Origin of the sequence: Pseudomonas sp. Gutcm_11s, assembly GCF_028649395.1 — a bacterium.
Classification (GTDB): Bacteria; Pseudomonadota; Gammaproteobacteria; order Pseudomonadales; family Pseudomonadaceae; genus Aquipseudomonas.
Genome location: NZ_JAQSUW010000008.1, coordinates 34,944 through 57,684, shown reverse-complemented (window position 1 = coordinate 57,684; position 22,741 = coordinate 34,944). Strand labels below are relative to the sequence as shown.

Below are 22,741 nucleotides of genomic sequence, written 5' to 3'. Positions count from 1 at the left end.
TTGGACGCCAGTCTTTCTGCCGTATTACAGCCGGCGAGGACGAACTTTCCCTGCGCCGCCAGCGGCATCTTCACATCGGGACACAGCATCATGCAGGTCAGCAAATCGAACAAGCTCGCCAACGTCTGCTACGACATCCGCGGGCCGGTGCTCAAGCACGCCAAACGCCTGGAAGAGGAAGGCCATCGCATCCTCAAGCTGAACATCGGCAACCCGGCGCCGTTCGGTTTCGAAGCCCCGGAGGAAATCCTCCAGGACGTGATCCGCAACCTGCCCACCGCACAAGGCTACAGCGATTCCAAAGGCCTGTTCAGTGCACGCAAGGCGGTGATGCAGTACTACCAGCAGAAGCAGGTGGAAGGCGTCGGCATCGAGGATATCTACCTCGGCAACGGCGTGTCCGAACTGATCGTGATGGCCATGCAGGCGCTGCTCAACAATGGTGACGAGGTGCTGATCCCGGCGCCCGACTACCCGCTGTGGACCGCTGCCGTGGCCCTCTCCGGCGGCAAGCCGGTGCACTACCTGTGCGACGAGCAGGCCGGCTGGTTCCCCGACCTGGCCGACATGAAGGCCAAGATCAGCAGCAACACCAAGGCCATCGTACTGATCAACCCGAACAACCCGACCGGCGCCGTGTATTCCAAGGAAGTGCTGGAAGGCATCGTCGAACTGGCCCGCCAGCACAACCTGGTGCTGTTCTCCGACGAGATCTACGACAAGATCCTCTACGACGAGGCCCAGCACATCTCCACCGCCTCCCTGGCGCCGGACGTGCTCTGCCTGACCTTCAACGGCCTGTCCAAGAGCTACCGCGTGGCTGGCTTCCGCTCCGGCTGGGTCGCCATCTCCGGCCCGAAACACCGTGCGCAGAGCTATATCGAGGGCCTGGATATCCTGGCCAACATGCGCCTGTGCGCCAACGTGCCGAGCCAGCATGCGATCCAGACCGCTCTGGGCGGCTACCAGAGCATCAACGATCTGGTCCTGCCGCAAGGCCGCCTGCTGGAGCAGCGCAACCGCACCTGGGAACTGCTCAACGACATCCCCGGCGTCAGCTGCGTCAAGCCGATGGGCGCGCTCTACGCCTTCCCGAAGATCGACCCGAAGGTCTGCCCGATCCACAACGACGAGAAGTTCGTCCTCGACCTGCTGCTTTCCGAGAAGCTGCTGATCGTCCAGGGCACCGCCTTCAACTGGCCGTGGCCGGACCACTTCCGCGTGGTCACCCTGCCCCGCGTCGACGACCTGGAGCAGGCCATCGGCCGCATCGGCAACTTCCTCAAGTCCTACCGCCAGTAAGGCCGGCCATGGACCTGCAGATCGACGAGTTCTACAAGGATGCCGCCAGCGGCATGCTGGCGCTCTATCAGACCTTCCCACGCAAGATGGCGCTGTACGTGGAAGACCTGATCGGCCGCGAGGAACCCGACGAGTTCGGCCTGCCCAGCAAGCGTCACCAGGCCTGCCTGGGCGCCCTGCTGTGGCTGGCCGAGGAAGGCTATATCCGCTTCGAGTCGACCATCGCTTATGACGCACTCGACCAGGCCGTGCTCACCGAGAAGGGATTCATGCGCCTGTCACGCGGAGTTCCGCATGCTCTCCCGCAGGGCGACGCGCTGCCCCCAAGCGTGCGCCGGGTACACGCCACCCTCGCCTGGCAGCTACGTGACGCGCTGAATCAGCAGAGCAGCGAAAAGGTCGCACGCCTTACTCGCCAGCTGTTCGAGAGCAGCCTGAGCCCGTCAAACGACATAGTTTGAAATAGTGCCTCGGTTGAAGGCGCGGCGGCTCAACCTTATATAGCTCGCATACTTAGACCGTCTCTCGCCTGAGGAGAAGCTCCCCACCATGATGCGTATCGTATTGTTCCTGGCCACCAACCTGGCGGTGCTGCTGATCGCCAGCGTCACCCTGAAGCTGCTCGGAGTCGACCGCTTCACCGGCCAGAACTACGGCAGCCTGCTGGCCTTCTGTGCCGTGTTCGGCTTCGTCGGCTCCTTCATCTCGCTGTTCATGTCCAAGTGGATGGCGAAGATGAGCACCGGCACCGAAATCATCACCCAGCCGCGCACCCGCCACGAGCAGTGGCTGCTGCAGACCGTCGAAGAGCTGTCCCGTGATGCCGGCATCAAGATGCCGGAAGTGGGCATCTTCCCGGCCTACGAGTCCAACGCCTTCGCCACCGGCTGGAACAAGAACGACGCCCTGGTGGCCGTCAGCCAGGGCCTGCTGGAGCGCTTCTCGCCCGACGAGGTGAAAGCGGTGCTGGCCCACGAAATCGGCCACGTGGCCAACGGCGACATGGTCACCCTGGCGATGATCCAGGGCGTGGTGAACACCTTCGTGATGTTCTTCGCGCGCATCTTCGGCAACTTCGTCGACAAGGTGATCCTGAAGAACGAGGATGGCCACGGTATCGGCTACATCGTTGCAACCATCTTCGCTGAACTGGTTCTGGGCATCCTGGCCAGCATCATCGTCATGTGGTTCTCCCGTCGCCGTGAGTTCAAGGCCGACGATGCCGGCGCCCGCCTGGCCGGCACCGGCGCCATGATCGCCGCCCTGGAGCGCCTGCGCGCGGAACAGGGCGTGCCGGTGCAGATGCCGAGCAGCATGACCGCCTTCGGCATCAACGGTGGCCTGAAGAACGGCCTGGCCGGCCTGCTGATGACCCACCCGCCGCTGGAAGACCGCATCGAGGCCCTGCGCCGTCGCGGCTGACAGCAGCCCTGATGAGAAAGGCGATCCACGGATCGCCTTTTTTATTGCCCGCGAAATAGCTCGAACCTTGCAACCCGCTCGCCAGTCGGAACCTGTAAGCCCAACCGCCTACGGGAGAGACACCATGGCCGTTTACCAATGGGATCTGATCGAACGCCTGCTGCACGAAGCGCAGAACTCCGCCGGCAAACCCTTTGCACCACGCCAGTACGCCGAGGAGCTGGCCGATGAACTGGGCCGCGCTGGCGAGCACATCGACAACCTCGACCACTTCCGCGCCGAAGCCACGCGCTACGAATCGCTGCTGCTGGAAAACGGCTTCATCGCACCGCGGCCGGAAGAAGATGGCGGCAACGGCGAGAACTTCATCCTCACACCCCGCGGCGCCCAGCTGCTGAGCATGCTCGACAGCAGCATCCCGGGCAGCGAACACCCGCGCGAGGTGCTCGACGGCGCCAACGAGGCGGCCCTGACGCCAGAAGTGTTCGACGAGCTGGCAGCCAAGGCCAACCTCGAATCCGAGCAGATATAGCCAGGTATTTAGATAAATATTTCCAGTAATTTATATTGGATTTAGATATTTCTGGCACCCACCATAGGCAGCATCGCTTCAGAGGATTGTTCCATGCTGCCCGCCCTGTTCATCTCCCACGGCTCCCCCATGCTCGCCCTCGAGCCAGGCGCCAGCGGCCCCGCCCTGGCGCGTCTGGCAGCGCAGCTGCCCAGGCCGCGCGCCATTCTGGTGGTGTCTGCGCATTGGGAAAGTCCTGAGCTGCGGATCGGTAGTTCGCCGCAGCCAGCCACCTGGCACGACTTCGGTGGCTTCCCCGCACCGCTGTATGCCGTGCAATACCCGGCTCCGGGCGCACCGCAGCTGGCACTCGAAGTGCAGCGCCTGCTCGGCGCTGCCGGTCTGAGCAGCAGCCTGGACCCGCAACGACCGCTGGATCACGGCGCCTGGGTGCCCCTGTCGCTGATGTACCCGCAGGCCGATGTGCCGGTGCTGCAACTGTCCCTGCCCAGCCACGCCGGCCCCGAGCTGCAGATACGCGTCGGCCAGGCTCTGGCGGAACTGCGCGAACAGGGCGTCCTGCTGCTCGGCTCCGGCAGCATCACCCACAACCTGGGCGAGCTGGACTGGCGCGCCGGCCCCGAGGCGATCACACCCTGGGCCGCCGAATTCCGCGACTGGATGGTGGAAAAGCTGCGCGCCGCTGACCGCCCCGCCCTGCTCGACTACCGCAAACAGGCGCCCCATGCCCGCCGCAGCCACCCCAGCGACGAGCACCTGCTGCCGCTGTACTTCACCCTCGGCGCCGGCGACGAGTTCCATATCGAGCACAGCGGCTTCACCTACGGCGCCCTGGGCATGGACATCTACAGCTTCGCCTGACGCCCCGCTCGGCACGCGACAGTGGACCGCCCCGCGGCGCACACGGGCAGAGTTCCACGCCCAAGCGCCAGTACTGCACTTTTGCCAGCCTGCCGTTAGAGTGGCGCCTCCCTCTACCGGACAAGGACTGCCGCATGCTCGCCAGACTGCTGGTCACCGTAGGAATCGTCTTCTACGCCGTCGTGGTGCCGATCCTCGAGATCAACGCCAGCCACGTGTTCAATCCGGGCTGGGAGGCCCACGCCCGCCTGCACGAGGTCTGGCAGCTGGCCACCAACTGCGCGCTGGGCGCCTTCAGCCTGTGGCTGGTCTGGGCCAGAAATGAAATCCGCCTGAGCAGCCTGCTGACCCTGTTCGTCACCGGCGGTTTCCTGCTGGCCTACGCCCTGCGCCACAGCTACGGCGGCTCCATGGTGCTGTCCGACGGCTCGGAGAAGATGATCTTCGGCATCAACCTGGGCCTGTTCGCCTACAGCCTGGCCATCGCTCTGGCCGCCGTGGCCGTGCTGCTGTCCCGGCGTCGATCGGTTTAACGGCAGCCATAAAAAAGCCCCGCATGAGCGGGGCCTTTTCATTTCGGCGCGGACTCAGTCCTCGCGATAGCGACGCAGCTTCAGGGCCTTGCCGGCAACGCGGGTGTCCTTGAGCTTGCCGAGCAGGCGATCCAGGCCGTCTTCCGGCAGCTCGACCAGGCTGAACGCCTCGCGAATCTGGATGCGGCCGATGGCATCGCGCTGCAGGCCGCCCTCGTTGAGGATGGCGCCCAGCAGGTTCTTCGCGGCGATACCGTCGCGAGCACCCAGGGCGGTACGGCAACGCACCTTGCCTTCGCTCGGCGCAGCCATCGGGCGGCGATCGCGGACTTCACCACGCTCACCGCGATCGAAGGAACGCTCCGGACGATCACCATCACGCTCGCGGCGCTCACGCGGGGCACCAACGCCCGGCACCAGCGGCTGCTCGCGTTCGACGCTGGCCAGATCCAGCGCCTGACCACCGGTAGCCTTCTTCAGCAGGGCCGCGGCCAGGGCGCGCGGGCTGCAGCCGATGTCGGCGATCAGGCGGTCCAGCAGGGCGCCGTGACTGGCTTCGGCGTCAGCGACCAACGGGGTGAGGCCAGTGGTCAGCTTCTTGATGCGGGCGTCCAGCACCTGCTGCGCGTTGGGCAGCTTGACCTCGCCGACCTTCTGGCCGGTGACGCGCTCGATCACCTGCAGCATGCGACGCTCACGCGGGGTCACCAGCAGCAGGGCACGGCCTTCACGACCGGCACGACCGGTACGGCCGATACGGTGCACGTAGGACTCCGGGTCGTACGGCATATCGACGTTGAGCACGTGGGTGATGCGCGGCACGTCGATACCACGGGCGGCGACGTCGGTGGCAACCACGATGTCCAGGCGGCCGTCTTTCAGCGACTCGATCACGCGCTCACGCTGGTTCTGGGCGATGTCACCGTTCAGCGCAGCGGCTTTGTAGCCTTTGGCTTCCAGGGCGCTGGCCAGGTCCAGGGTGGCCTGCTTGGTACGCACGAAGGCGATCAGGGCGTCGAAGTCCTCGACTTCCAGCAGACGGGTCACGGCGTTGATCTTCTGATCGGCGTGGATCATCAGATGCGCCTGCTCGATGCGCGAGACGGTCTGGGTCTTGGCCGCGATCTTGACGTGCTTCGGCTCGCGCAGGTGCTTCTCGGCGATCTCGCGGATCGAGTGCGGCAGGGTCGCGGAGAACAGCACGCTCTGGCGGGTGGCCGGCATGGCCTGGAAGATCACTTCCAGGTCATCCATGAAGCCGAGTTTGAGCATCTCGTCGGCCTCGTCCAGCACCAGGTGGCGAATGGTCGACAGCAGTTGATCGTTGCGGCTCAGGTGGTCGACCAGGCGGCCCGGGGTGGCCACGATGATCTGGGCGCCCATGCGCAGGGACTTCAGCTGCGGGCCCATGGGCGCGCCGCCGTATACAGCCACCACGGACACGCCGGGCAGTTGCTTGGAGTAGGTCTCGAACGCAGTGGCTACCTGCAGGGCCAGCTCGCGGGTCGGCGCCAGGATCAGGGCCTGGGGCTCGCGCTTGGCCGGGTCGATCTTGGACAGGATCGGCAGGGCGAAGGCGGCGGTCTTGCCGGTACCGGTCTGGGCCTGGCCGATCATGTCGTGGCCGGCCAGGATCATCGGGATCGCCTGGGCTTGGATGGGGGACGGCTCTTCGTAACCTACGGCGGTCAGCGCAGCAAGAATGGAAGGATGAAGGCCGAGATCGGCAAAGGTGCCGGTTTCCTGGGTCATGGGTCTGCCTCGAAAGTGCATCCGCAAAGACCCGGGTTGCAAAGGCTGCTCATGCCATGAAGGACCTTGTGGGTCGCCCTGGCAGCCTTGCTGTGGGGATTTGCGAAGACGTGATGGATTGAGCTCAAGGATAGTCCGCAAGGGCGGACCAGCAGCGAAGCAGCGCTTCGTAGATGCTTACCTGAACGTGGCCGATTTTGGCCGGGCGCGAATCATACAGGAAAAAGCTGACTCCGGGGTGGGATTTTGCACCAGCTGGCCGAACGGCGCTTCAGCTGGCCGGACGCAACACGTCCAGCAATGGCTGCAGCGAGTAGCCCAGACGCGGCTTCAGCGCCTCGGCGCGCGCCGTCAGGCCCTCGATATCCAGCACCTGGTCGAGGTCGGCCGGCACCAGCAGGGTGACGTTGCCCTCCTTGACCGGAATCTCCCAGTAGTGGCGATGGAACAGCCCGCGCAACAGGGCCGCGCCGAGCGGGCGACCGTCGTCGGTACCCCACTGGTTGATCACCAGCCAGCCGCCGGGGTTGAGGCGCTTCTGGCAGTTCTCCAGGAAGCGCCAGGCCAGGTGGCCGGGTGCCGGCCCGGTGTCGGTATAGAGGTCGACGAAGATCAGGTCGGCGGTCTCGGCGCTGTCGAGCAGCTCCAGGGCATCGCCGATGCGCACGGTCAGGCGCGGGTCGTCGGCCAGCCCCAGGTATTGCATGGCCAGGCGCGGCACGTCGGGGCGCAGCTCGATGACCTCGACGTCGTCCAGCTCGAGGAACTTCAGGCAGGCCTGGGTCAGGGTGCCGCCACCCAGGCCAAGGAACAGCGCCGACTCCGGCGCCTCGTGGCACAGCGCGCCGATCAGCATGGCGCGGGTGTAGTCGTACTCCAGCCAGGCCGGGTCGCGGGTATAGGTGCAGCTCTGCTCGATGGCCTCGCCGAATTCGAGGAAGCGGTAGTCGCCCACCTCGAACACGCGGATCACGCCCCAGGCGTCGTGCACTTCCTCCAGCATGATGTCGTCGTGCAGCTCGCTCATTGGCCTAGCCCCTGGCGGAACTGCCCCGGTGTCATGCCGCTCCAGCGACGGAACGCCTTGGCGAACGAACTCTCGTCGGAGAAACCGAGCCCCTCGGCCACCTCGGCCACCCGCGGCGACTCGCGCAGGCGCTGCTCGGCCATCTGATGCAGCACCTGGTCGCGCAGCAGCTTGAAGCTGGTGCCCTCCTCGGCCAGCTTGCGATTGAGGTGGCGCCCGCTCAGCTCCAGCTGCTCGGCGACGCGTTCCTTGCCCCAGCGCGGCTGGGCACGCAGCAGCTGCTGCACGCGCGCGGCCAGGCTCTGCAGGCCCAGGCGTTCGAGCAGGCTGTCGGCCAAACCACGCAAGTGCTCGCGCATCAGCGGGTTGGCCTGGATCAGCGGAATCTCCAGGTCGGCACGATCAAACAGCAGGACGTTGTCAGCGCAACCGAACTGCAGCGGGCAACCCAGCAGCTCGATGTAACGCGCCTCGGCGGCCCGTGCCGGATGGGTGAAATGCAGCTCCAGCGGCTGCACGCGCTCGCCGGTAATCCAGCGGCTCATGTGCACCAGGCTGGCCAGCACCGCCTCCACGCGCTCCTCACGGCGCACCTGGTAATGCGGCTGGTAGGTCAGGCGCAGCTGGGCGCCCTCTTCATCCAGGTGGAATTCACCACCCTCGCCGACGATCGGGTAGTACTCCAGCAGCGCTTCCAGCGCCTCGCCCATGGTCTCGCAGCTCATCAGCAGCGCGCCGACCATGTCCAGGTGGCCGACCTGCAGGGCATTGCCCAGGCGCAGACCGATCAGCGGGTCCTGGGCGGCGGCGCAGAAGGCCTCCCACAGGGCGTCCTGGCGGGCCAGCGGGATGCGCGCCTCTCGGATCGGCTCGCGCAGCTCGGCCGGCAGCGGCAGGGCCAGGCGCTCGGCGGCCTGAAGGATGGCCTGGGCGTAGTGGACGGTGACGGAAGGCGTGGCGCTCATGGGGTCCCGAATTAACCGGATAAGGTCCTGATTGAGCCGTTACGGCGCATGGATGGCTGCATATGCTTGCGGAACATAACCAGAAAAACAATGAGTTGCCTTGCATGCATGCCATCATCGGCGCCGGCCCCATGGGGCTGGCAGCTGCACGTCAGTTGCAGCGCCATGGTATCCCTTTCGTCGGCTTCGAACTGCATAGTGATGTCGGCGGCCTGTGGGATATCGCCAATCCACACAGCACCATGTACGAATCGGCGCACCTGATCTCGTCGAAGGGCATGACCCAGTTCGACGAATTTCCGATGCCCGCCGAGGTGCCGCCCTACCCGCAGCACAGCCAGATCGGCCAGTACTTCCGCGACTACGCCGAACACTTCGGCCTGCGCCAGCACTACCAGTTCGCCACCCGCGTGGTGCGCCTGGAGCGCCTGAGCCATGGCTGGCACCTGGTCAGCGAACATGGCGGCAAGCAGCGCGAGTGGCAGTTCGAGGGCGTGCTGATCGCCAACGGCACCCTGCACACGCCCAACCAGCCGGCGCTGCCGGGGCGGTTCGACGGCGAACTGCTGCATGCCTCGGCCTACAAGAATGCCGAGATTTTCGCCGGCAAGCGGGTGCTGGTGATCGGCTGCGGCAACTCGGCCTGCGACATCGCCGTGGACGCCGTGCACCGCGCCAGCTCGGTCGACCTGTCGGTGCGCCGCGGCTACCACTTCCTGCCCAAGTTCATCCTCGGCAAGCCGACCGATACCTTCGGCGGCGCGATCAAGCTGCCGCGCCGCTTCAAGCAGCTGCTCGACGGCCTGATGGTCCGCGCCCTGCTCGGCAAGCCTTCGCAGTACGGCCTGCCCGATCCGGACTACCGCCTGTACGAGTCGCACCCGGTGATGAACTCGCTGGTGCTGCACCATATCGGCCATGGCGATATCCAGCCGCGCGGCGACATTCGCGCCGTGGACGGCAAGCGGGTGACCTTCGCCAACGGCGACAGCGCCGAGTACGACCTGATCCTGCAGGCCACCGGCTACAAGCTGGACTATCCCTTCATCGACCGTTCCGAGCTGAACTGGCCGCTGGAGGCCGACGCGCCACAGCTGTACCTCAACGTCTTCCATCCCTTGCACGACGACCTGTTCATGCTCGGCATGATCGAGGCCTCGGGCCTGGGTTGGCAGGGCCGTGCCGAACAGGCCGAACTGGTCGCCCTGGCCATCGTCCAGCAGCAGCGCAAGAGTGCCTCGGCCAAGCGTTTCCGCGACATCGTGCTGGAGCGTGCCGGCCAGCGCCTGGACGGTGGCTACGCCTACCTCAAGCTGCCACGCATGGCCTACTACGTGCACAAGGACAGCTACCGCGCTGCGCTCAAGGCGCACATCGCCGAGCTGCGCCACGACCTAGCCCCCACCATCCAGACCGAGGAGCGGCTCGATGCCCAGCGTCAATCTTGAGTTCTCGCCCTCGGCGATGATCGCCCTCAACGCCATCATCGCCCTGATGATGTTCGGAGTGTCCCTGGAGCTGCGCGCCGGCGACTTCAGCCGCATCCTGCGCGCCCCCAAGGCGCCGGTGATCGGCATGCTGGTGCAGTTCGTGCTGCTGCCGGCGGCCACCTGCGGGCTGACGTTGCTGCTGCCGATCGACCCGCAGCTGGCGCTGGGCATGATCCTGGTCGCCACCTGCCCCAGCGGCACCTTCTCCAACATCATGACCTGGCTGGCACGCGGCAACGTCGCGGTCTCGGCCAGCGTCACCGCGGTGTCCAGCCTCACCGCCGGCATCTTCACCCCGCTCAACTTCGCCCTGTACGCCGGGCTCAACCCCAACACCCGCGCGCTGCTCACCGAGATCCATGTCGAGCCGCTGGACCTGCTGGCCATGGTGGTGCTGGTGCTGATCCTGCCGATGCTTGCCGGCATGGCCCTGGGCAAGCGCCGTCCGCTGCTGGCGCGCAAGCTGGAGAAGCCGCTGCGGCACTTCTCCCTGCTGGTGCTGCTGGCTTTCGTCGGCGGCGCCTTCGTGAAGAACTTCGACCAGTTCCTCGAGCACTTCCACCTGTTCTTCTGGCTGGTGGTCACCCTCAACACTCTGGCACTCGGCCTCGGCTACCTGTGCGCCAAGCTGTGGCGCCTGAGTGATGCCGACGTGCGTGCGGTGACCCTGGAGAGCGGCATCCACAACTCGGCCTTGGGCATGGCGCTGATCTTCACCTTCTTCCCGCAGGCCGGCGGCATGCTGCTGATCGCCGCGTTCTGGGGCTGCTGGCAACTGCTGGCCGGGCTGGTGCTGGCCCTGCTGTGGGCGCGTCGCGCCCCGGCCGGGGTCGTTGCCGCCGAGGTGGCACGATGAGCGTCAGTCTGATCACCGGCGCCGCCAGCGGCCTCGGCTGGGAGCTGGCCAAGGCCTGCCACGCCCGTGGCGACAGCCTGCTGCTCACCGACATCGACGCTGCCGGCCTGGCCGCACGAGTGGCCGAACTCGACAGCGAACGGGTCGAGGCCCTGTCCGGTGACATCACCGACCCGGCGCTGCATCGCCAGTTGGTCGACGCCTGTCGTACGGTATTCGGCCGCCTCGACCTGCTGATCAACAATGCCGGCATCACCCACCGCTCGCCGACCCTGCTGACCCGCCCCGAAGTACTACGCAAGGTGATGGCGGTGGACTACCACGCGCCGCTGGAGCTGACCCTGGCCGCCGCCGACCTGCTCCGTGCAAGCGGTGGCCAGGTTGCCGCCATCGGCTCCATGGCCGGCTGGATGCCGGTGCTCGGCCGCGCCGGCTACTGCGCGGCGAAGAGCGCCCTGGCGCAGAGCTTCGAGGTGCTGCGCGCCGAACTGGCGCAGGACGGCGTGGGCCTGCTGATGGTCTACCCGAGCTTCCTCGACACGCCCATCGATCGCAACGCCCTGGGCGCCGACGGCAAGCCCGCCGGCCACGCCCGCTCGACCCTGGGCAGCGTGCGCAGCGCCACCTGGATGGCCGAGGAAATCCTCAAGGCCCTGCAAAGCGGCCGCGAGCGCCTGTTCCCCGACCGTGGCAGCTGGCTGGCCAGCCTGCTCTGGCGCATCGCCCCCGGCCTGTACTACCGGCAGATGAGCCGCCGCTTCGCCGGCGAGCTGCCACCGCCGATGAACGCCAGCGAGGCCAGCTCGTGAGTGCTTCCTACGCCCTCGGCGCGTTCATCCTGCTGGCTTACACCCTGGAAGCCGTCACCGGTTTCGGCAGCATCGTCATCGCCCTGTCGCTGGGTGCGCTGCTGATGCCCATCGAGCAGCTGCTGCCGGTGCTGGTGCCGCTGAATATCGGCATGACCGGCTACCTGGTGTGGCGCCACCGCGCGCAGATCGACCGCCGCCTGCTGCTCGGCACCATCCTGCCGGGCATGGTGGCCGGCACGGCGCTGGGCTACCTGCTGCTGCCCTATCTCGACGCGGCGCTGCTCAAGCGCGGTTTCGGCGTGCTGATCCTGTGGTTCGCCGGGCGCGAGCTGTGGCGCCTGCGCCATGCCGCGGCGCTGCCGGTACGGCCGCAGTGGCTGACCCGCCTGCTCACCCTCGGCGCCGGCCTCAGCCACGGCCTGTTCGCCTCCGGCGGTCCGCTGCTGGTCTACGGCCTGGCCGGCACCACGCTGGACAAGGCGCGCTTTCGCGCCACCCTGGTCAGCGTCTGGTTCACCCTCAACAGCCTGCTTACCGCCGCCTTCCTGGTCGACGGCCGCCTGCAACCGGCCCTGCCCCAGGTGCTGGCCTACGCCCCGCTGCTGCTGGTCGGCCTGTGGCTGGGCGAACACCTGCACCGGCGCTTCGATGAGCGCCACTTCCGCATCGCCATCTACGCCCTGCTGCTGGTCACCGGCACGCTGCTGCTCGCCCCCTGGAGCCTCGTATGAGCTACGACATCATCATCAAGAACGGCCTGTACTTCGATGGCAGCGGCGCGCCCGGCGTGCCGCGTCATATCGGCATCCGCAATGGCAAGGTCGATGCCGTCAGCCTCAGCCCGCTGGATGAAAGCGGCTGCAGTGAAGTGCTGGACGCCACCGGCAAGTGGGTCACCCCGGGCTTCCTGGAAATCCACTCGCACTACGACGCCGAGGTGATCGCCGCTCCGGCGCTGAAGGAGTCGGTGCGCCACGGCGTGACCAGCGTAACCATCGGCTCCTGCTCGATCAGCATGGTGCTGGCCGACGCCGAGGACTGCTCGGACCTGTTCACCCGTGTCGAGGCGGTGCCGCGCGAGTACGTGCTGCCGATCCTGCAGGAGAAGAAGACCTGGCGCGACGCCGCCGGCTACCGCGCCTTCTATGACCAGCTGGCGCTGGGGCCGAATGTCAGCTCGTTCCTCGGCCACTCCGAGCTGCGCGTGGCGGTGATGGGCCTGGAGCGCGCCACCCAGGACGTGGTGCCGACCGAGGCCGAGCTGCAACGCATGGAACAATTGCTGGAAGAGGCGCTGGATGCCGGCTGCATTGGCCTGTCGGTGATGACCACGCGCCTGGACAAGATGGACGGCGACCGCGCCTGGTCTAGCCCGCTGCCCTCGACCTTCGCCAGCTGGAAGGAGTTCTCCCGCCTGTTCGCCATCCTCCGTCGCCGCGGCGCGGTGATGCAGGGCGCGCCGAACGCGGTGACCAAGGTCAACGTGTTCGCTTTCCTCTGGCAGGCCCACGGCTGGTTCCGCACCCCGCTCAAGTGCTCGATGCTCACCGCCCTGGACCTCAAGTCGCAGCCGCTGCTGCACCGTTTCACCCGTTTCTCCGGCTGGCTGGCGAACAAGGTGCTGCGCGGCAACTTCCGCTGGCAGACCCTGCCGGCGCCGTTCACCCTGCGCCTGGAGGGCCTCAACGTGAACGCCTTCGAGGAGTTCGGTGCCGGCGAGATCCTGCGCAATATCAAGGACCCGGACGAGCTGTACGCCAAGGTGCTGGAGCCGGAGTTCCGCGCCCTGTTCAAGAAGCAGGTCAAGGCCGTGCTGACCAAGGGCCTGTGGCACCGCGACTTCTCCGACTGCTGGGTGACCGAGTGCCCGGATGCCTCCATGGTCGGCAAGAACTTCAAGCAACTCGGCCAGGCCCGTGGCCTGGACGCGGTGGACGCCTACTTCGAGCTGGCCTGCCAGTACCGCGAGGCGCTGAAGTGGACCACCTGCTACGGCAACCAGCGCCTGCCGGTGATGCACAAGCTGCTGTCCAGCCCCTGGACCCAGCCGGGCTTCGCCGACTCCGGCGCGCACCTGCGCTCCATCGCCCAATACAACTTCCCGCTGCGCTTCCTCAAGTACGTGCGTGACGCCCAGATCGCCGGCACCCCGTTCATGGAGCTGGGCCAGGCGGTGCGCCGCTGCAGTGGCGAACTGGCCGACTTCATCGGCGTCGACGCCGGCTATATCCGCGTCGGCGACCGCGCCGACCTGGTGATCGTCAATCCCGCTGGGCTCACCGACGAGCTAGACGACATGAGCGAGGCACCGATGGAAGTGCTCGGCCTGGTGCGAGTGGTCAAACGCAACGACGCCGCGGTGGACGCCACCTTGATCAATGGCCGCATCGCCTATCGACGCGAACAGGAGTTCCCGGCCGACCTAGGCAAAGCCCAGGGCTACGGACGCTTCCTGCAGGGGCGTGATGTGCAGCCGCGCTCGGCGCCGGTACGCGGCTTCCAGCCGGCGACCGCCTGAAGATTCATCCCTCGCCTCCCCCATCGGTGAGGGTTAGCTAGAGGGCCAGCCCTCGATAGATCAGACGCCAACAAGAGCGCCGCGTCCCGGCCCAGCCGGGGCGACGCCAGCGACCATCCCAGCCGTGCATTCGGGATGCCGTTGGCGTCGTTACGTATCCGCAGGGGTCTCCCTGTCGGCAGCCGAGTATTCGTTGGCAGGCCGACCTCTGCGGGTGCTCCTTCCTTGCCCTCATGCACCCGCTCAATCACAGCTATCGGCTGACCTGCCGCGTCCGGCGGGGTTAACATGCCGGCAACCGACTAGCCGCGAGAAGTCCGATGCACGCCTGGAGCCCCGAAAGCTGGAGAAAGCACCCCATCCAGCAGCAACCCGAATACCCCGATGCCGCCCACCTGGCCCGCGTGGAGCAGACCCTGGCCGGCTACCCGCCGCTGGTGTTCGCCGGCGAGGCCCGTGAGCTGCGCCGCCAGTTCGCCGAGGTCACCCAGGGCCGCGCCTTCCTGCTGCAGGGCGGCGACTGCGCCGAGAGCTTCGCCGAGTTCAGTGCGGCGAAGATACGCGACACCTTCAAGGTGATGCTGCAGATGGCCATCGTCATGACCTTCGCCGCCGGTTGCCCGGTAGTGAAGGTCGGGCGCATGGCCGGCCAGTTCGCCAAGCCGCGTTCCTCGGGCAGCGAGACCATCGACGGCGTCACCCTGCCGGCCTACCGCGGCGATATCGTCAACGGCATCGGCTTCGATGCCGTCAGCCGCGTGCCGGACCCGGACCGCCTGCTGCAGGCCTACCACCAGGCCACCGCCAGCCTCAACCTGCTGCGCGCCTTCGCCCAGGGTGGCTTCGCCGATGTGCACCAGGTGCACCAGTGGAACCTGGACTTCATCGCCAATTCCGCTTTGAGCGAGAAGTACCACCAGTTGGCCAACCGCATCGACGAGACCCTCGCCTTCATGCGTGCGGTCGGCATGGACAGCGCACCGCAATTGCGCGAAGTCAGCTTCTTCACCGCCCACGAGGCGCTGCTGCTCAATTACGAGCAGGCCTTCGTGCGCCAGGACAGCCTCACCGGGCGTTGGTACGACTGCTCCGCGCACATGCTGTGGATCGGCGACCGCACCCGCCAGCTGGACGGTGCCCATGTCGAGTTCATGCGCGGCATCGAGAACCCGATCGGGGTCAAGGTCGGCCCGAGCATGGACCCGGACGAGCTGATCCGCCTGATCGACGTACTCAACCCGGACAACGATCCGGGCCGCCTCAACCTGATCGTGCGCATGGGCGCCGACAAGGTCGAGGCCAACTTCCCGCGCCTGCTGCGCAAGGTGAAGGAAGAAGGTCGCCAGGTGCTGTGGAGCTCCGACCCCATGCACGGCAACACCATCAAGGCGTCCAGCGGCTACAAGACCCGCGACTTCGCGCAGATCCTCTCCGAGGTGAAGCAGTTCTTCCAGGTGCACCGCGCCGAGGGCACCCACGCCGGTGGCATTCACATCGAGATGACCGGGCAGAACGTCACCGAGTGCATCGGCGGCTCGCGGCCGATCACCGAGGACGGCCTGTCGGACCGCTACCACACCCACTGCGACCCACGGATGAACGCCGACCAGTCGCTGGAACTGGCCTTCATGATCGCCGAGACACTGAAGCAGGCCAGGGCCTGACCAACGCAGCGCAACGGGGCCACAAGGCCCCGTTTTCTTACCCCCACTCAAGGAGCGACACGTGGTCACCTGCTACCTGAAATACGTCATCGATCCCTACAAGCTCAAGGAATTCGAGCACTACGGCAAGCTGTGGATTCCGCTGGTGGAGAAGTTCGGCGGCCAGCACCACGGCTACTTCCTGCCGTCCGAGGGCGCCAACAACATCGCCCTGGCCATGTTCAGCTTCGCCAGCCTGGCCGAGTACGAACGTTACCGGCAGCAGTCGATGGAAGACGCCGAGTGCCAGGCCGCCTTCCGCTATGCCGAAGAGACCCGCTGCATCCTCAGCTACGAACGCTCGTTCTTCCGTCCGGTCTTCGGCTGACACCCGCGCCTGGCGCATCAGCCGATGCGCCTTGGCCGGCCGGTACTGCGACCCGCTTCACGCCCCCTCCCGCCCCGATCACCGAGAATGCCGCGCCGGCCGGATGCCGACGCCTCTGGCCCTCCATTGCCTCAACCTTCAAGGACGATGACCATGAAACTGCAGTTCTCCCTTTCCGCCCTCGCTCTGGCCACCCTGCTCGGCGGCTGCCAGAACATGAGCCCCGACGCCATGCTCACCACCGGCATGCAGGCCATGCAGGCCGCCACCCTCAGCGACGCCGAAGTGAAGGCCATGGCCGACGAGGCCTGCGTGCAGATGGACGCCGAAGCGCCCATCGCCCCAGCCGGCAGCGAGTACAGCCAGCGCCTGGAGAAGATCGCCGCCAACCTCGGCAGCCAGGTCAATGGCACCCCGGTCACCTACAAGGTCTACCAGACCGATGAGGTCAACGCCTGGGCCATGGCCAATGGTTGCGTGCGCGTTTATAGCGGCCTGATGGACCTGATGAACGACAACGAAGTGGAAGGCGTGCTCGGCCACGAGATGGGCCACGTTGCCCTCGGCCACACCAAGAAGGCCATGCAGGCCGCCTACGCCACTTCAGTGGCGCGTGGTGCCGCGGCCTCCTCGGGCAACGGCGCGGTCTCTGCCCTGTCCAGTTCGCAGCTGGGTGCCCTCGGCGAGGAACTGGTCAACGCGCAGTTCTCGCAATCCCAGGAAAGCGCCGCCGACGACTTCTCCTTCGACCTGCTGAAGAAGCGCGGCATCCCGCTGGAAGGCCTGGCCAGCGCCTTCGACAAGCTGGCCAAGCTGAGCGGCGGCGACAGCAGCATGTTCGACTCCCACCCGGGCTCGGCCGACCGCGCCGCGCACATCCGCCAGCGCATCGCCGCCGAGAAGTAAGCCGCACAACCCGCTCGCGCCATCCGGTGTGGGCGGGTCAGCCCTGCAGCAACGGCCGCAGCAATGCGGCCGCCGGCGAGCGGCAGGTCAGCGCCACCGCCTCCAACCCCAGCCACTGCGCCAGCGCGCGTAGCTCCTCGGCAAGGGAGTGCAACGCCTCCTCGCTCAGCAACGCTTCCTCCAGATGCACGGCATGCACCGCCAGGCGCCCGTGCGCGCGCTCGCTGCGCAGGTCGACCCGCGCCAGCAGGCGCTCGTGGTGCAGGAATGGCAGCACGTAGTAGCCGTACACGCGCTTGTCCGGCGGGGTGTAGATCTCCAGGCGATAGCGGAAGCCAAACAGCCGCTCGGTGCGCTCGCGTTCCCAGATCAGCGAATCGAAGGGTGAGAGCAAGGCGCTGCCGCGCACCCGTCGTGGAATGCTCGGCTCACCTCGGCAGTAGCCAGCTTGTTTCCAGCCCTGCACCGTGACCGGCAGCAGTTCGCCAGCCTCGACCAGTTCGACGAGACGCGCCTTGGCGTCGCTCGCGTCCAGACGGTAGTAGTCACGCAGGTCACGCTCGGTGGCCACGCCCAGGGCATCGGCCGAACGCAGCAGCAGCTGGCGCTGCGCCTCGGCCTCGGCGATCTCGGGGTGTTCGAGCTGGGCGGCGGGAATCACCCGCTGCGGCAAGTCGTACAGGCGCTCGAAGCCACGCCGCCCGGCCACCGTTACCTCACCAGCGGCGAACAGCCATTCCAGCGCATGCTTCTCCGCGCTCCAGTCCCACCAGGGCCCGGCCCGTTCGCTGCGAGTGCTGAGGCTGCCGGCGCCAAGCGCGCCCTGCTCGCGCACCGTCTGCAGCACACGCTGGATCACGTCCTGCTGCTGGCGGCCGAACTCGGCCAGTTGGCGGTAGATGCCCTGCCCGTCCGCCGCACGGCGCATGCGCCAGCGCAGCAGCGGATACAGCTCCAGCGGCAGCAGCGAGGCCTCGTGCCCCCAGTATTCGAACAGGCCGCGGCGTTTCGGCTTGCCCCAGGCCAGCTCATCCAGCAACGCCGGATCGTAATGGCCGAGCCGCGAGAACGCCGGCAGGTAGTGCGAGCGCACCAGGGCGTTGACCGAGTCGATCTGCAGCACGCCGAGGCGCTCGATCTGCGCGCGCAGCTGGCGCTGGCCAATGGCGCCGCGCGGCGCGCGGGTGAAGCCCTGGGCAGCCAGGGCCAGGCGCCGGGCCTCAGGGAGAGAGAGCGAAAGAGTCATGCGCCCAGCCTAGCAGGACGGCGCGACAACCTGCTCCGGCGCGGCGAAGGCCTGACGGAAGCTGAAGGCATGGGCCGTGGCGCCATGCTCGCGCAGGTGGGCCAGGCGCTCGGCCGCCTCCGCCACACTCGGCCGGTGCCCCGCCGGCACCCACCAGAGCACCTGGTGCGCCTGCTCGACCTTGTCGAACCACTCGCGGCGGCGCTTGAGCATCTCGGTATGCGCCGACTTGTAGACGTAGTCACTGAGCGACTGCACATCGCGCCACAGCGACATGTTGACCAGCACCTCGTCGCCGAAGGGGCGGATGGCGGTGGCGTCGCCGGCTTCGTCCTGCAGACGCCAGACGTAGCCCGGTGCCGCCTCGGCCAGGCCGTTGATGCGCTCCAGGTTGGCGACGAAATCGGCCAGCTGCGGCGAGTCCAGCGGCGCCTTCAGCTGGGCGATATTGAGCTGGGCCAGGTGATAACGCTCCATGTCGATCTCCTTCAACGGGCCTCGGCACCGGCACGGGCGGCGCGTAGTCTTTTGCTCAGCCAGGCATGGCTGCTGACCAGGGTGATCCCCAGCAGCACCAGCCCGGCGCCGATCACGAAATTCAGGCTCAGCGGCTCGTCCAGCACCAGCACGCCGAAGGTCACGCCGTACAGCGGCGTCATGAAGGCGAACACCGCCAGGTTCGAGGCGAGGTAACGGCGCAGCAGCCAGAACCACGCCAGGTAGCTGAAGAAGGCCACCACCACGCCCTGGAACAGCACCGAGCCGATGGCCACCGGCGTCCAGTTCACCGGGCCGATCTGACCCGTGAACAGCACATAGCTCAGCAGCAGGACGAAGGCCACCGCCAGTTGGTAGAACAGGGTCAGACCGGCCGGTGCCTCGGACAGCCGCGAGCCACGGATAACCACGGTAGTCAGGCCCCAGGACAGTCCGGCGAGCAGGCCCAGCAGGTCGCCGAGCAGCATGCGTCGGTCCAGATTCGCCCAGTCCGCTCCGCCGCCAAAGGCCAGCACCACACCACCGAAGCACAGGCCGATGCCCATCCACTGCGCAGGCTTGAGGCGCTCGCTGGGCAGCAGGAAATGCAGGCCCAGGGCCGAGAAGATCGGCGCCGTGTAGAGGAACACCGCCATGTGCGACGCCGAGGTGAAGCGCAGCCCCTCGGCGATGAAGAAGAATTCCAGGCCGAACAGCACGCCCGCCAGCAGGCCACCGCGCCAGGTGCTCGGCAGCCAGGCGCGCCAGCCGCCCTGCCAGAGCAGCAGCAGGCCGACCAGCACGGCGGCGATGGCCGAGCGCAGCACTACCTGCAGCAGCGGTGCGATATCCGCCGCGGCCAGCTTGATCGCCACCTGCTGGCTGCCCCAGAGGGCGCACAACAGCAGCATCAGTTGGAACAGGAACAGATCGGCTCCCTTGCGCGACGCACTCATGCGCAGACTCCTAAAACCAGCACCACAAAACCCTCGATTCAATGTTGTTGCGGATCATCCCAGAACGGCCGCTCGCATTCCTGCATGACATCACCGCGCGTCAGGCCCATGTCCTTGAGCGCCGACTCGTCCAGCATCGCCAGTTGCCTGCGCTGCCGCGCCAGCTCCCGCCAGCGCCTCAACCGCATCCACCAGGCCTTCCAGCCGATGCCGCGCAGTGCGACAGCAAACGATGGCGAACCTGCCAGTGCGTACCCTTTCTGACTTTTCATCATCACGCCCTCCCTGTGGGGTTGGCGGCAGTTTCCATCTCGGCATAAGATCAATCCAACGAATGTTTCTTATGCATTGCATCTTGGAGATTGATGAATGGCCCACTACCCCAGCATCGACACCGAGTTGCTGCGCAGCTTCGTCGCCATCGCCGACAGCGGCGGCTTCACCCGTGCGGCCGAGGCGGTCAACCGCACCCAGTCCGCGGTAAGCATGCAGATGAAGCGCCTGGAGGGTGACGTGGTGCAACGCGCGCTGTTCGAGCGCGACGGCCGCCAGGTGCGCCTGACGCCCGAAGGCCAGATCCTGCTGGGCTATGCGCGGCGCATCCTCAAGCTGCACGGCGAGGTGCTCAACACCCTGCGCGAACCGCACATGGTCGGCTCGGTGCGCATCGGCACGCCGGACGACTACGTGATGCGCTTCCTGCCGGACATCCTCTCGCGCTTCGCCCAGGCCTACCCGCTGGTGCAGGTCGAGGTTCATTGCGAGCCTTCCGGCCTGCTCCTGCAACGCCAGGATCTGGACCTGACCATCGTCACCCGCGAGCCGGGCAAGGAGATCGGCCAGCTGCTGCGCCAGGAGCGCTTCGTCTGGGCGGTGGCCCAGGGCTTCAGCCCGCACGAGCAGAACCCCATGCCACTGGCGATGTTCAACGCCGACTGCTTCTGCCGCGCCTGGGCCTGCAATGCGCTGGACGCCCTGGAGCGCCCCTACCGCATCGCCTACACCAGCCCCAGCCTGTCGGCGCTGTTCGCCGTGGTGCGCGCCGGCCTCGCAGTGACGGCCCAGCTGCAGAGCCTGATCACCCCGGACCTGCGCGTGCTCGGCGAGGCGGAAGGCTTCCCACGCCTGCCGCTGACCAGCATCGCCCTGGTCCGCCACCCAGAGCGCCAGTCGCAGGTGACCGACACCCTGGCCGAACACATCGCCGAGGGCTTCCGCCTCTAGCCTTACTTCAGCACCAACAGGACCGCGCAGAGGATCAGGAAGCCGCAGAACAGACCACGCAGGACCTTCTCTGGCAGGGCGTGGGCCAGCTTCACACCCCAGGTGATGCTGAGCAGGCCGCCTACGGCCAGGGGAACACCCATGGCCCAGTCAACGTGGTCATGCAGCGCGTAGGTCAGCAGGGTCACGCCGGTGCTGGGCAACGCCAGGGCCAGCGACAGGCCCTGGGCCATCAGTTGCCCGGCGCCGAACACATTGGTCAGCACCGGCACCGCCAGCACCGCGCCACCGACGCCGAACAGCCCGCCCAGCGCGCCCGCCGCGCCGCCCACCACGCCCAGCCACGGCCAGGGATGGCGCAGCTCCGTCGAGGCCGGAGGCGTGTGCATGAACAGCCGCGCCAGGTTGTACAGCGCCAACACCACGAGGAACACGACGAAGGCCAGGCGCATGCGCTCGGCGTGCAGCTCGACGGCATACAGCGAGGCCAGCCAGGCGCAGACGATGCCGGTACTCGCCAACAGCAATGCGTACTTGGGTTCGATGCGATTGCGCTGGTTGTAGCGCCACAGCGCCAGCACCACGTTGGGCACCACCATCACCAGCGCCGTGCCCTGGGCCAGCTGCTGGTCCAGGCCGAACAGCACGCCCAGCGCGGGAATTGCCACCAAGCCACCACCGATGCCGAACAGGCCACCCACGGTGCCCATCGCCAGACCGAGCAACAGGTTCAACAACAGATCGATTGGACTCATGAAACCTCCTCGGGTGGCCGCATGCTAGACAGTCGCGCCTGGCATGGAAATGCATAAGCACGCACAATGCTTTTGCGAGCTACGCAAAGGCAGACCATGAATACCGATCAGCTCACCGACCAGTTCGCCCTCTACCTCGATGTGCTGGAGAGTGGCAGCTTCTCCGGCGCCGCGCGCCGCCAGCAGCTCACGCCCTCGGCCGTGTCGCGGCGCATCGACGCCCTGGAACGCGCGCTCGGCTGTGCGCTGTTCACCCGCAGCACCCACGCGGTCAAGGCAACCCCGGCGGGCCTGGCCTTCGCCGAGCGGGCCCGGCGCATCCTCACCGAGTTGCACCAGGCGCGCGCCGAAGCGGTGTCGCTGAGCAGTGCGCCGGAGGGGCTGATACGCATCGATGCGCCCTCGCCGTTCGGCCGCCGCCACCTGGCACCAGCCATCGCCGAGTTCCTCACCCTGTACCCGGGCCTGGACGTGCAGCTGCGCCTGATCGACAGCTTCATCGACCTGCAGGGCGACCACCTGGGCGAGGTCGACCTGGTGCTGCGCATCGGCCCGCTGGCCGACACCCGCCTGGTCGCCACGCCGCTGGCGCCGCTGGTCCGCGTACTCTGCGCCAGCCCCGAGTACATCAAGCGCCGCGGCCTGCTGCGCGATGCACGCGAACTGCCGGAACACGACGGTCTGGACTGGGACGCCCTGTCGCCGCCACACGCCTGGCGCTTCGAAGTCGACGGCCGCCTGCAGCTGCTGCGTCCCGGGCGCCTGCGCCTGACCGCCAACAATGCCGAGACCCTGTTGTTCAGCGCCGTGGCCGGCCTCGGCATCGCACACCTGCCGACCTGGCTGATCAGCGACTACCTGGTACGCGGCGAGCTGGTGCCGCTGCTCTGCGACGGCGGCCTGCCGGCGGCCGAGCCCAGCGGCATCTACGCCCTGCGCCTGGCCAGCGAGGCCAGCTCGCGTACGCGCCTGCTGCTGGAGTTCCTCAAGCAGCGCTTCGGCCCCACCCCGCCCTGGGACCTGGCCCTGCAGCGCGGTCTGAACAGAAACTGAGGGCAACAAAAAGCCCGGCACTG

23 protein-coding genes and 1 pseudogene are annotated in these 22,741 nt (G+C 67.0%); 16 read left to right on the top strand and 8 right to left on the bottom strand.

The genetic code is table 11. The features are described 5' to 3' along the window. Positions 1-90 precede the first annotated feature (90 nt). The 6 genes from PTT45_RS02565 to PTT45_RS02540 all read left to right on the top strand — a co-directional run bounded on the left by PTT45_RS02565 (position 91) and on the right by PTT45_RS02540 (position 4,650). Positions 91-1,302 carry a pyridoxal phosphate-dependent aminotransferase gene (locus tag PTT45_RS02565; protein ID WP_043309882.1) on the top strand — a complete coding sequence of 404 codons (1,212 nt, stop codon included), beginning with the start codon at positions 91-93 and terminating at the stop codon, positions 1,300-1,302. Positions 1,303-1,310: 8 nt separating this feature from the next. After that, complete coding sequence (locus PTT45_RS02560; RefSeq protein WP_273811378.1) at positions 1,311-1,763, top strand: hypothetical protein; 453 nt, start codon at positions 1,311-1,313, stop codon at positions 1,761-1,763. 88 nt (positions 1,764-1,851) lie between these two features. Continuing rightward, positions 1,852-2,724: a protease HtpX gene (gene htpX / locus PTT45_RS02555; RefSeq protein WP_273811376.1), complete on the top strand. Its 873-nt coding sequence runs from the start codon at positions 1,852-1,854 to the stop codon at positions 2,722-2,724. A gap of 124 nt (positions 2,725-2,848) precedes the next feature. Next, the gene (locus tag PTT45_RS02550; RefSeq protein WP_273811375.1) at positions 2,849-3,256 is read left to right on the top strand and encodes a transcriptional regulator; all 408 of its coding nucleotides are present in this window, start codon (positions 2,849-2,851) and stop codon (positions 3,254-3,256) included. Between the two features lie 93 nt (positions 3,257-3,349). After that, positions 3,350-4,117: a DODA-type extradiol aromatic ring-opening family dioxygenase gene (locus PTT45_RS02545; protein WP_273811374.1), complete on the top strand. Its 768-nt coding sequence runs from the start codon at positions 3,350-3,352 to the stop codon at positions 4,115-4,117. Between the two features lie 134 nt (positions 4,118-4,251). Beyond that, positions 4,252-4,650: a hypothetical protein gene (locus PTT45_RS02540; protein ID WP_273811373.1), complete on the top strand. Its 399-nt coding sequence runs from the start codon at positions 4,252-4,254 to the stop codon at positions 4,648-4,650. 54 nt (positions 4,651-4,704) lie between these two features. On the opposite strand, the pseudogene PTT45_RS02535 reads toward PTT45_RS02540, so the two are convergent. The 3 genes and pseudogenes from PTT45_RS02535 to PTT45_RS02525 all read right to left on the bottom strand — a co-directional run bounded on the left by PTT45_RS02535 (position 4,705) and on the right by PTT45_RS02525 (position 8,394). Then, positions 4,705-6,455 (bottom strand): annotated as a pseudogene (locus tag PTT45_RS02535) (DEAD/DEAH box helicase). A gap of 218 nt (positions 6,456-6,673) precedes the next feature. Beyond that, positions 6,674-7,429: a spermidine synthase gene (locus PTT45_RS02530; protein ID WP_273811372.1), complete on the bottom strand. Its 756-nt coding sequence runs from the start codon at positions 7,427-7,429 to the stop codon at positions 6,674-6,676. Next, positions 7,426-8,394, bottom strand: coding sequence for an AraC family transcriptional regulator (locus PTT45_RS02525; RefSeq protein WP_273811371.1), 969 nt, complete (start codon positions 8,392-8,394; stop codon positions 7,426-7,428). Before PTT45_RS02525 ends, PTT45_RS02530 begins: the two co-directional genes overlap by 4 nt. A gap of 104 nt (positions 8,395-8,498) precedes the next feature. On the opposite strand from PTT45_RS02525, the gene PTT45_RS02520 reads away from it, so the two are divergent. The 8 genes from PTT45_RS02520 (at position 8,499) to PTT45_RS02485 (ending at position 17,007) form a co-directional block, all read left to right on the top strand. After that, a complete protein-coding gene (locus tag PTT45_RS02520) occupies positions 8,499-9,842 on the top strand; it encodes a flavin-containing monooxygenase (RefSeq protein ID WP_273811370.1) in 1,344 nt (447 codons plus the stop codon). After that, complete coding sequence (locus tag PTT45_RS02515) at positions 9,823-10,740, top strand: bile acid:sodium symporter family protein (RefSeq protein WP_252275569.1); 918 nt, start codon at positions 9,823-9,825, stop codon at positions 10,738-10,740. The genes PTT45_RS02520 and PTT45_RS02515 overlap by 20 nt, the downstream gene beginning before the upstream one ends. Continuing rightward, complete coding sequence (locus tag PTT45_RS02510; RefSeq protein ID WP_273811368.1) at positions 10,737-11,549, top strand: SDR family NAD(P)-dependent oxidoreductase; 813 nt, start codon at positions 10,737-10,739, stop codon at positions 11,547-11,549. The genes PTT45_RS02515 and PTT45_RS02510 overlap by 4 nt, the downstream gene beginning before the upstream one ends. Beyond that, the gene (locus tag PTT45_RS02505; RefSeq protein WP_273811366.1) at positions 11,546-12,283 is read left to right on the top strand and encodes a sulfite exporter TauE/SafE family protein; all 738 of its coding nucleotides are present in this window, start codon (positions 11,546-11,548) and stop codon (positions 12,281-12,283) included. The genes PTT45_RS02510 and PTT45_RS02505 overlap by 4 nt, the downstream gene beginning before the upstream one ends. Beyond that, positions 12,280-14,070, top strand: coding sequence for an N-acyl-D-amino-acid deacylase family protein (locus tag PTT45_RS02500; protein WP_273811365.1), 1,791 nt, complete (start codon positions 12,280-12,282; stop codon positions 14,068-14,070). Before PTT45_RS02505 ends, PTT45_RS02500 begins: the two co-directional genes overlap by 4 nt. Before the next feature lie 320 nt (positions 14,071-14,390). Further along, positions 14,391-15,734, top strand: coding sequence for a class II 3-deoxy-7-phosphoheptulonate synthase (locus PTT45_RS02495; RefSeq protein WP_043309870.1), 1,344 nt, complete (start codon positions 14,391-14,393; stop codon positions 15,732-15,734). Positions 15,735-15,795: 61 nt separating this feature from the next. Next, on the top strand, positions 15,796-16,101 hold the full coding sequence (locus tag PTT45_RS02490) for an NIPSNAP family protein (RefSeq protein ID WP_273811363.1): 306 nt from the start codon (positions 15,796-15,798) through the stop codon (positions 16,099-16,101). Positions 16,102-16,254: 153 nt separating this feature from the next. Further along, positions 16,255-17,007 carry a M48 family metallopeptidase gene (locus tag PTT45_RS02485; protein ID WP_273811361.1) on the top strand — a complete coding sequence of 251 codons (753 nt, stop codon included), beginning with the start codon at positions 16,255-16,257 and terminating at the stop codon, positions 17,005-17,007. A 37-nt stretch (positions 17,008-17,044) separates the two neighbouring features. Here the strand turns inward: PTT45_RS02485 and PTT45_RS02480 are convergent, their stop codons facing one another. Genes PTT45_RS02480 through PTT45_RS02465 form a run of 4 tightly spaced genes read right to left on the bottom strand, consistent with a single transcriptional unit; the run spans position 17,045 to position 19,958 of the window. Then, positions 17,045-18,253, bottom strand: a complete 1,209-nt coding sequence (locus tag PTT45_RS02480; protein ID WP_273811360.1) for a winged helix-turn-helix domain-containing protein — start codon at positions 18,251-18,253, stop codon at positions 17,045-17,047. 9 nt (positions 18,254-18,262) lie between these two features. Beyond that, positions 18,263-18,730 carry a DUF3291 domain-containing protein gene (locus tag PTT45_RS02475; RefSeq protein ID WP_273811359.1) on the bottom strand — a complete coding sequence of 156 codons (468 nt, stop codon included), beginning with the start codon at positions 18,728-18,730 and terminating at the stop codon, positions 18,263-18,265. Positions 18,731-18,741: 11 nt separating this feature from the next. Next, positions 18,742-19,686 (bottom strand): DMT family transporter, encoded by a 945-nt coding sequence (locus PTT45_RS02470; RefSeq protein ID WP_273811358.1) that lies wholly within the window; start codon positions 19,684-19,686, stop codon positions 18,742-18,744. A 38-nt stretch (positions 19,687-19,724) separates the two neighbouring features. Next, positions 19,725-19,958 carry a DUF1127 domain-containing protein gene (locus tag PTT45_RS02465; protein ID WP_273811388.1) on the bottom strand — a complete coding sequence of 78 codons (234 nt, stop codon included), beginning with the start codon at positions 19,956-19,958 and terminating at the stop codon, positions 19,725-19,727. Between the two features lie 97 nt (positions 19,959-20,055). Between PTT45_RS02465 and PTT45_RS02460 the strand changes: the two genes are divergently transcribed. Then, the gene (locus PTT45_RS02460) at positions 20,056-20,910 is read left to right on the top strand and encodes a LysR substrate-binding domain-containing protein (RefSeq protein WP_273811357.1); all 855 of its coding nucleotides are present in this window, start codon (positions 20,056-20,058) and stop codon (positions 20,908-20,910) included. A gap of 2 nt (positions 20,911-20,912) precedes the next feature. On the opposite strand, the gene PTT45_RS02455 is transcribed toward PTT45_RS02460, so the two are convergent. Next, positions 20,913-21,665, bottom strand: a complete 753-nt coding sequence (locus PTT45_RS02455) for a sulfite exporter TauE/SafE family protein (protein WP_273811356.1) — start codon at positions 21,663-21,665, stop codon at positions 20,913-20,915. A gap of 96 nt (positions 21,666-21,761) precedes the next feature. Here PTT45_RS02455 and PTT45_RS02450 point away from each other — a divergent pair, with 96 nt between their 5' ends. Further along, a complete protein-coding gene (locus PTT45_RS02450) occupies positions 21,762-22,718 on the top strand; it encodes a LysR family transcriptional regulator (protein ID WP_273811355.1) in 957 nt (318 codons plus the stop codon). Positions 22,719-22,741 lie beyond the last annotated feature (23 nt).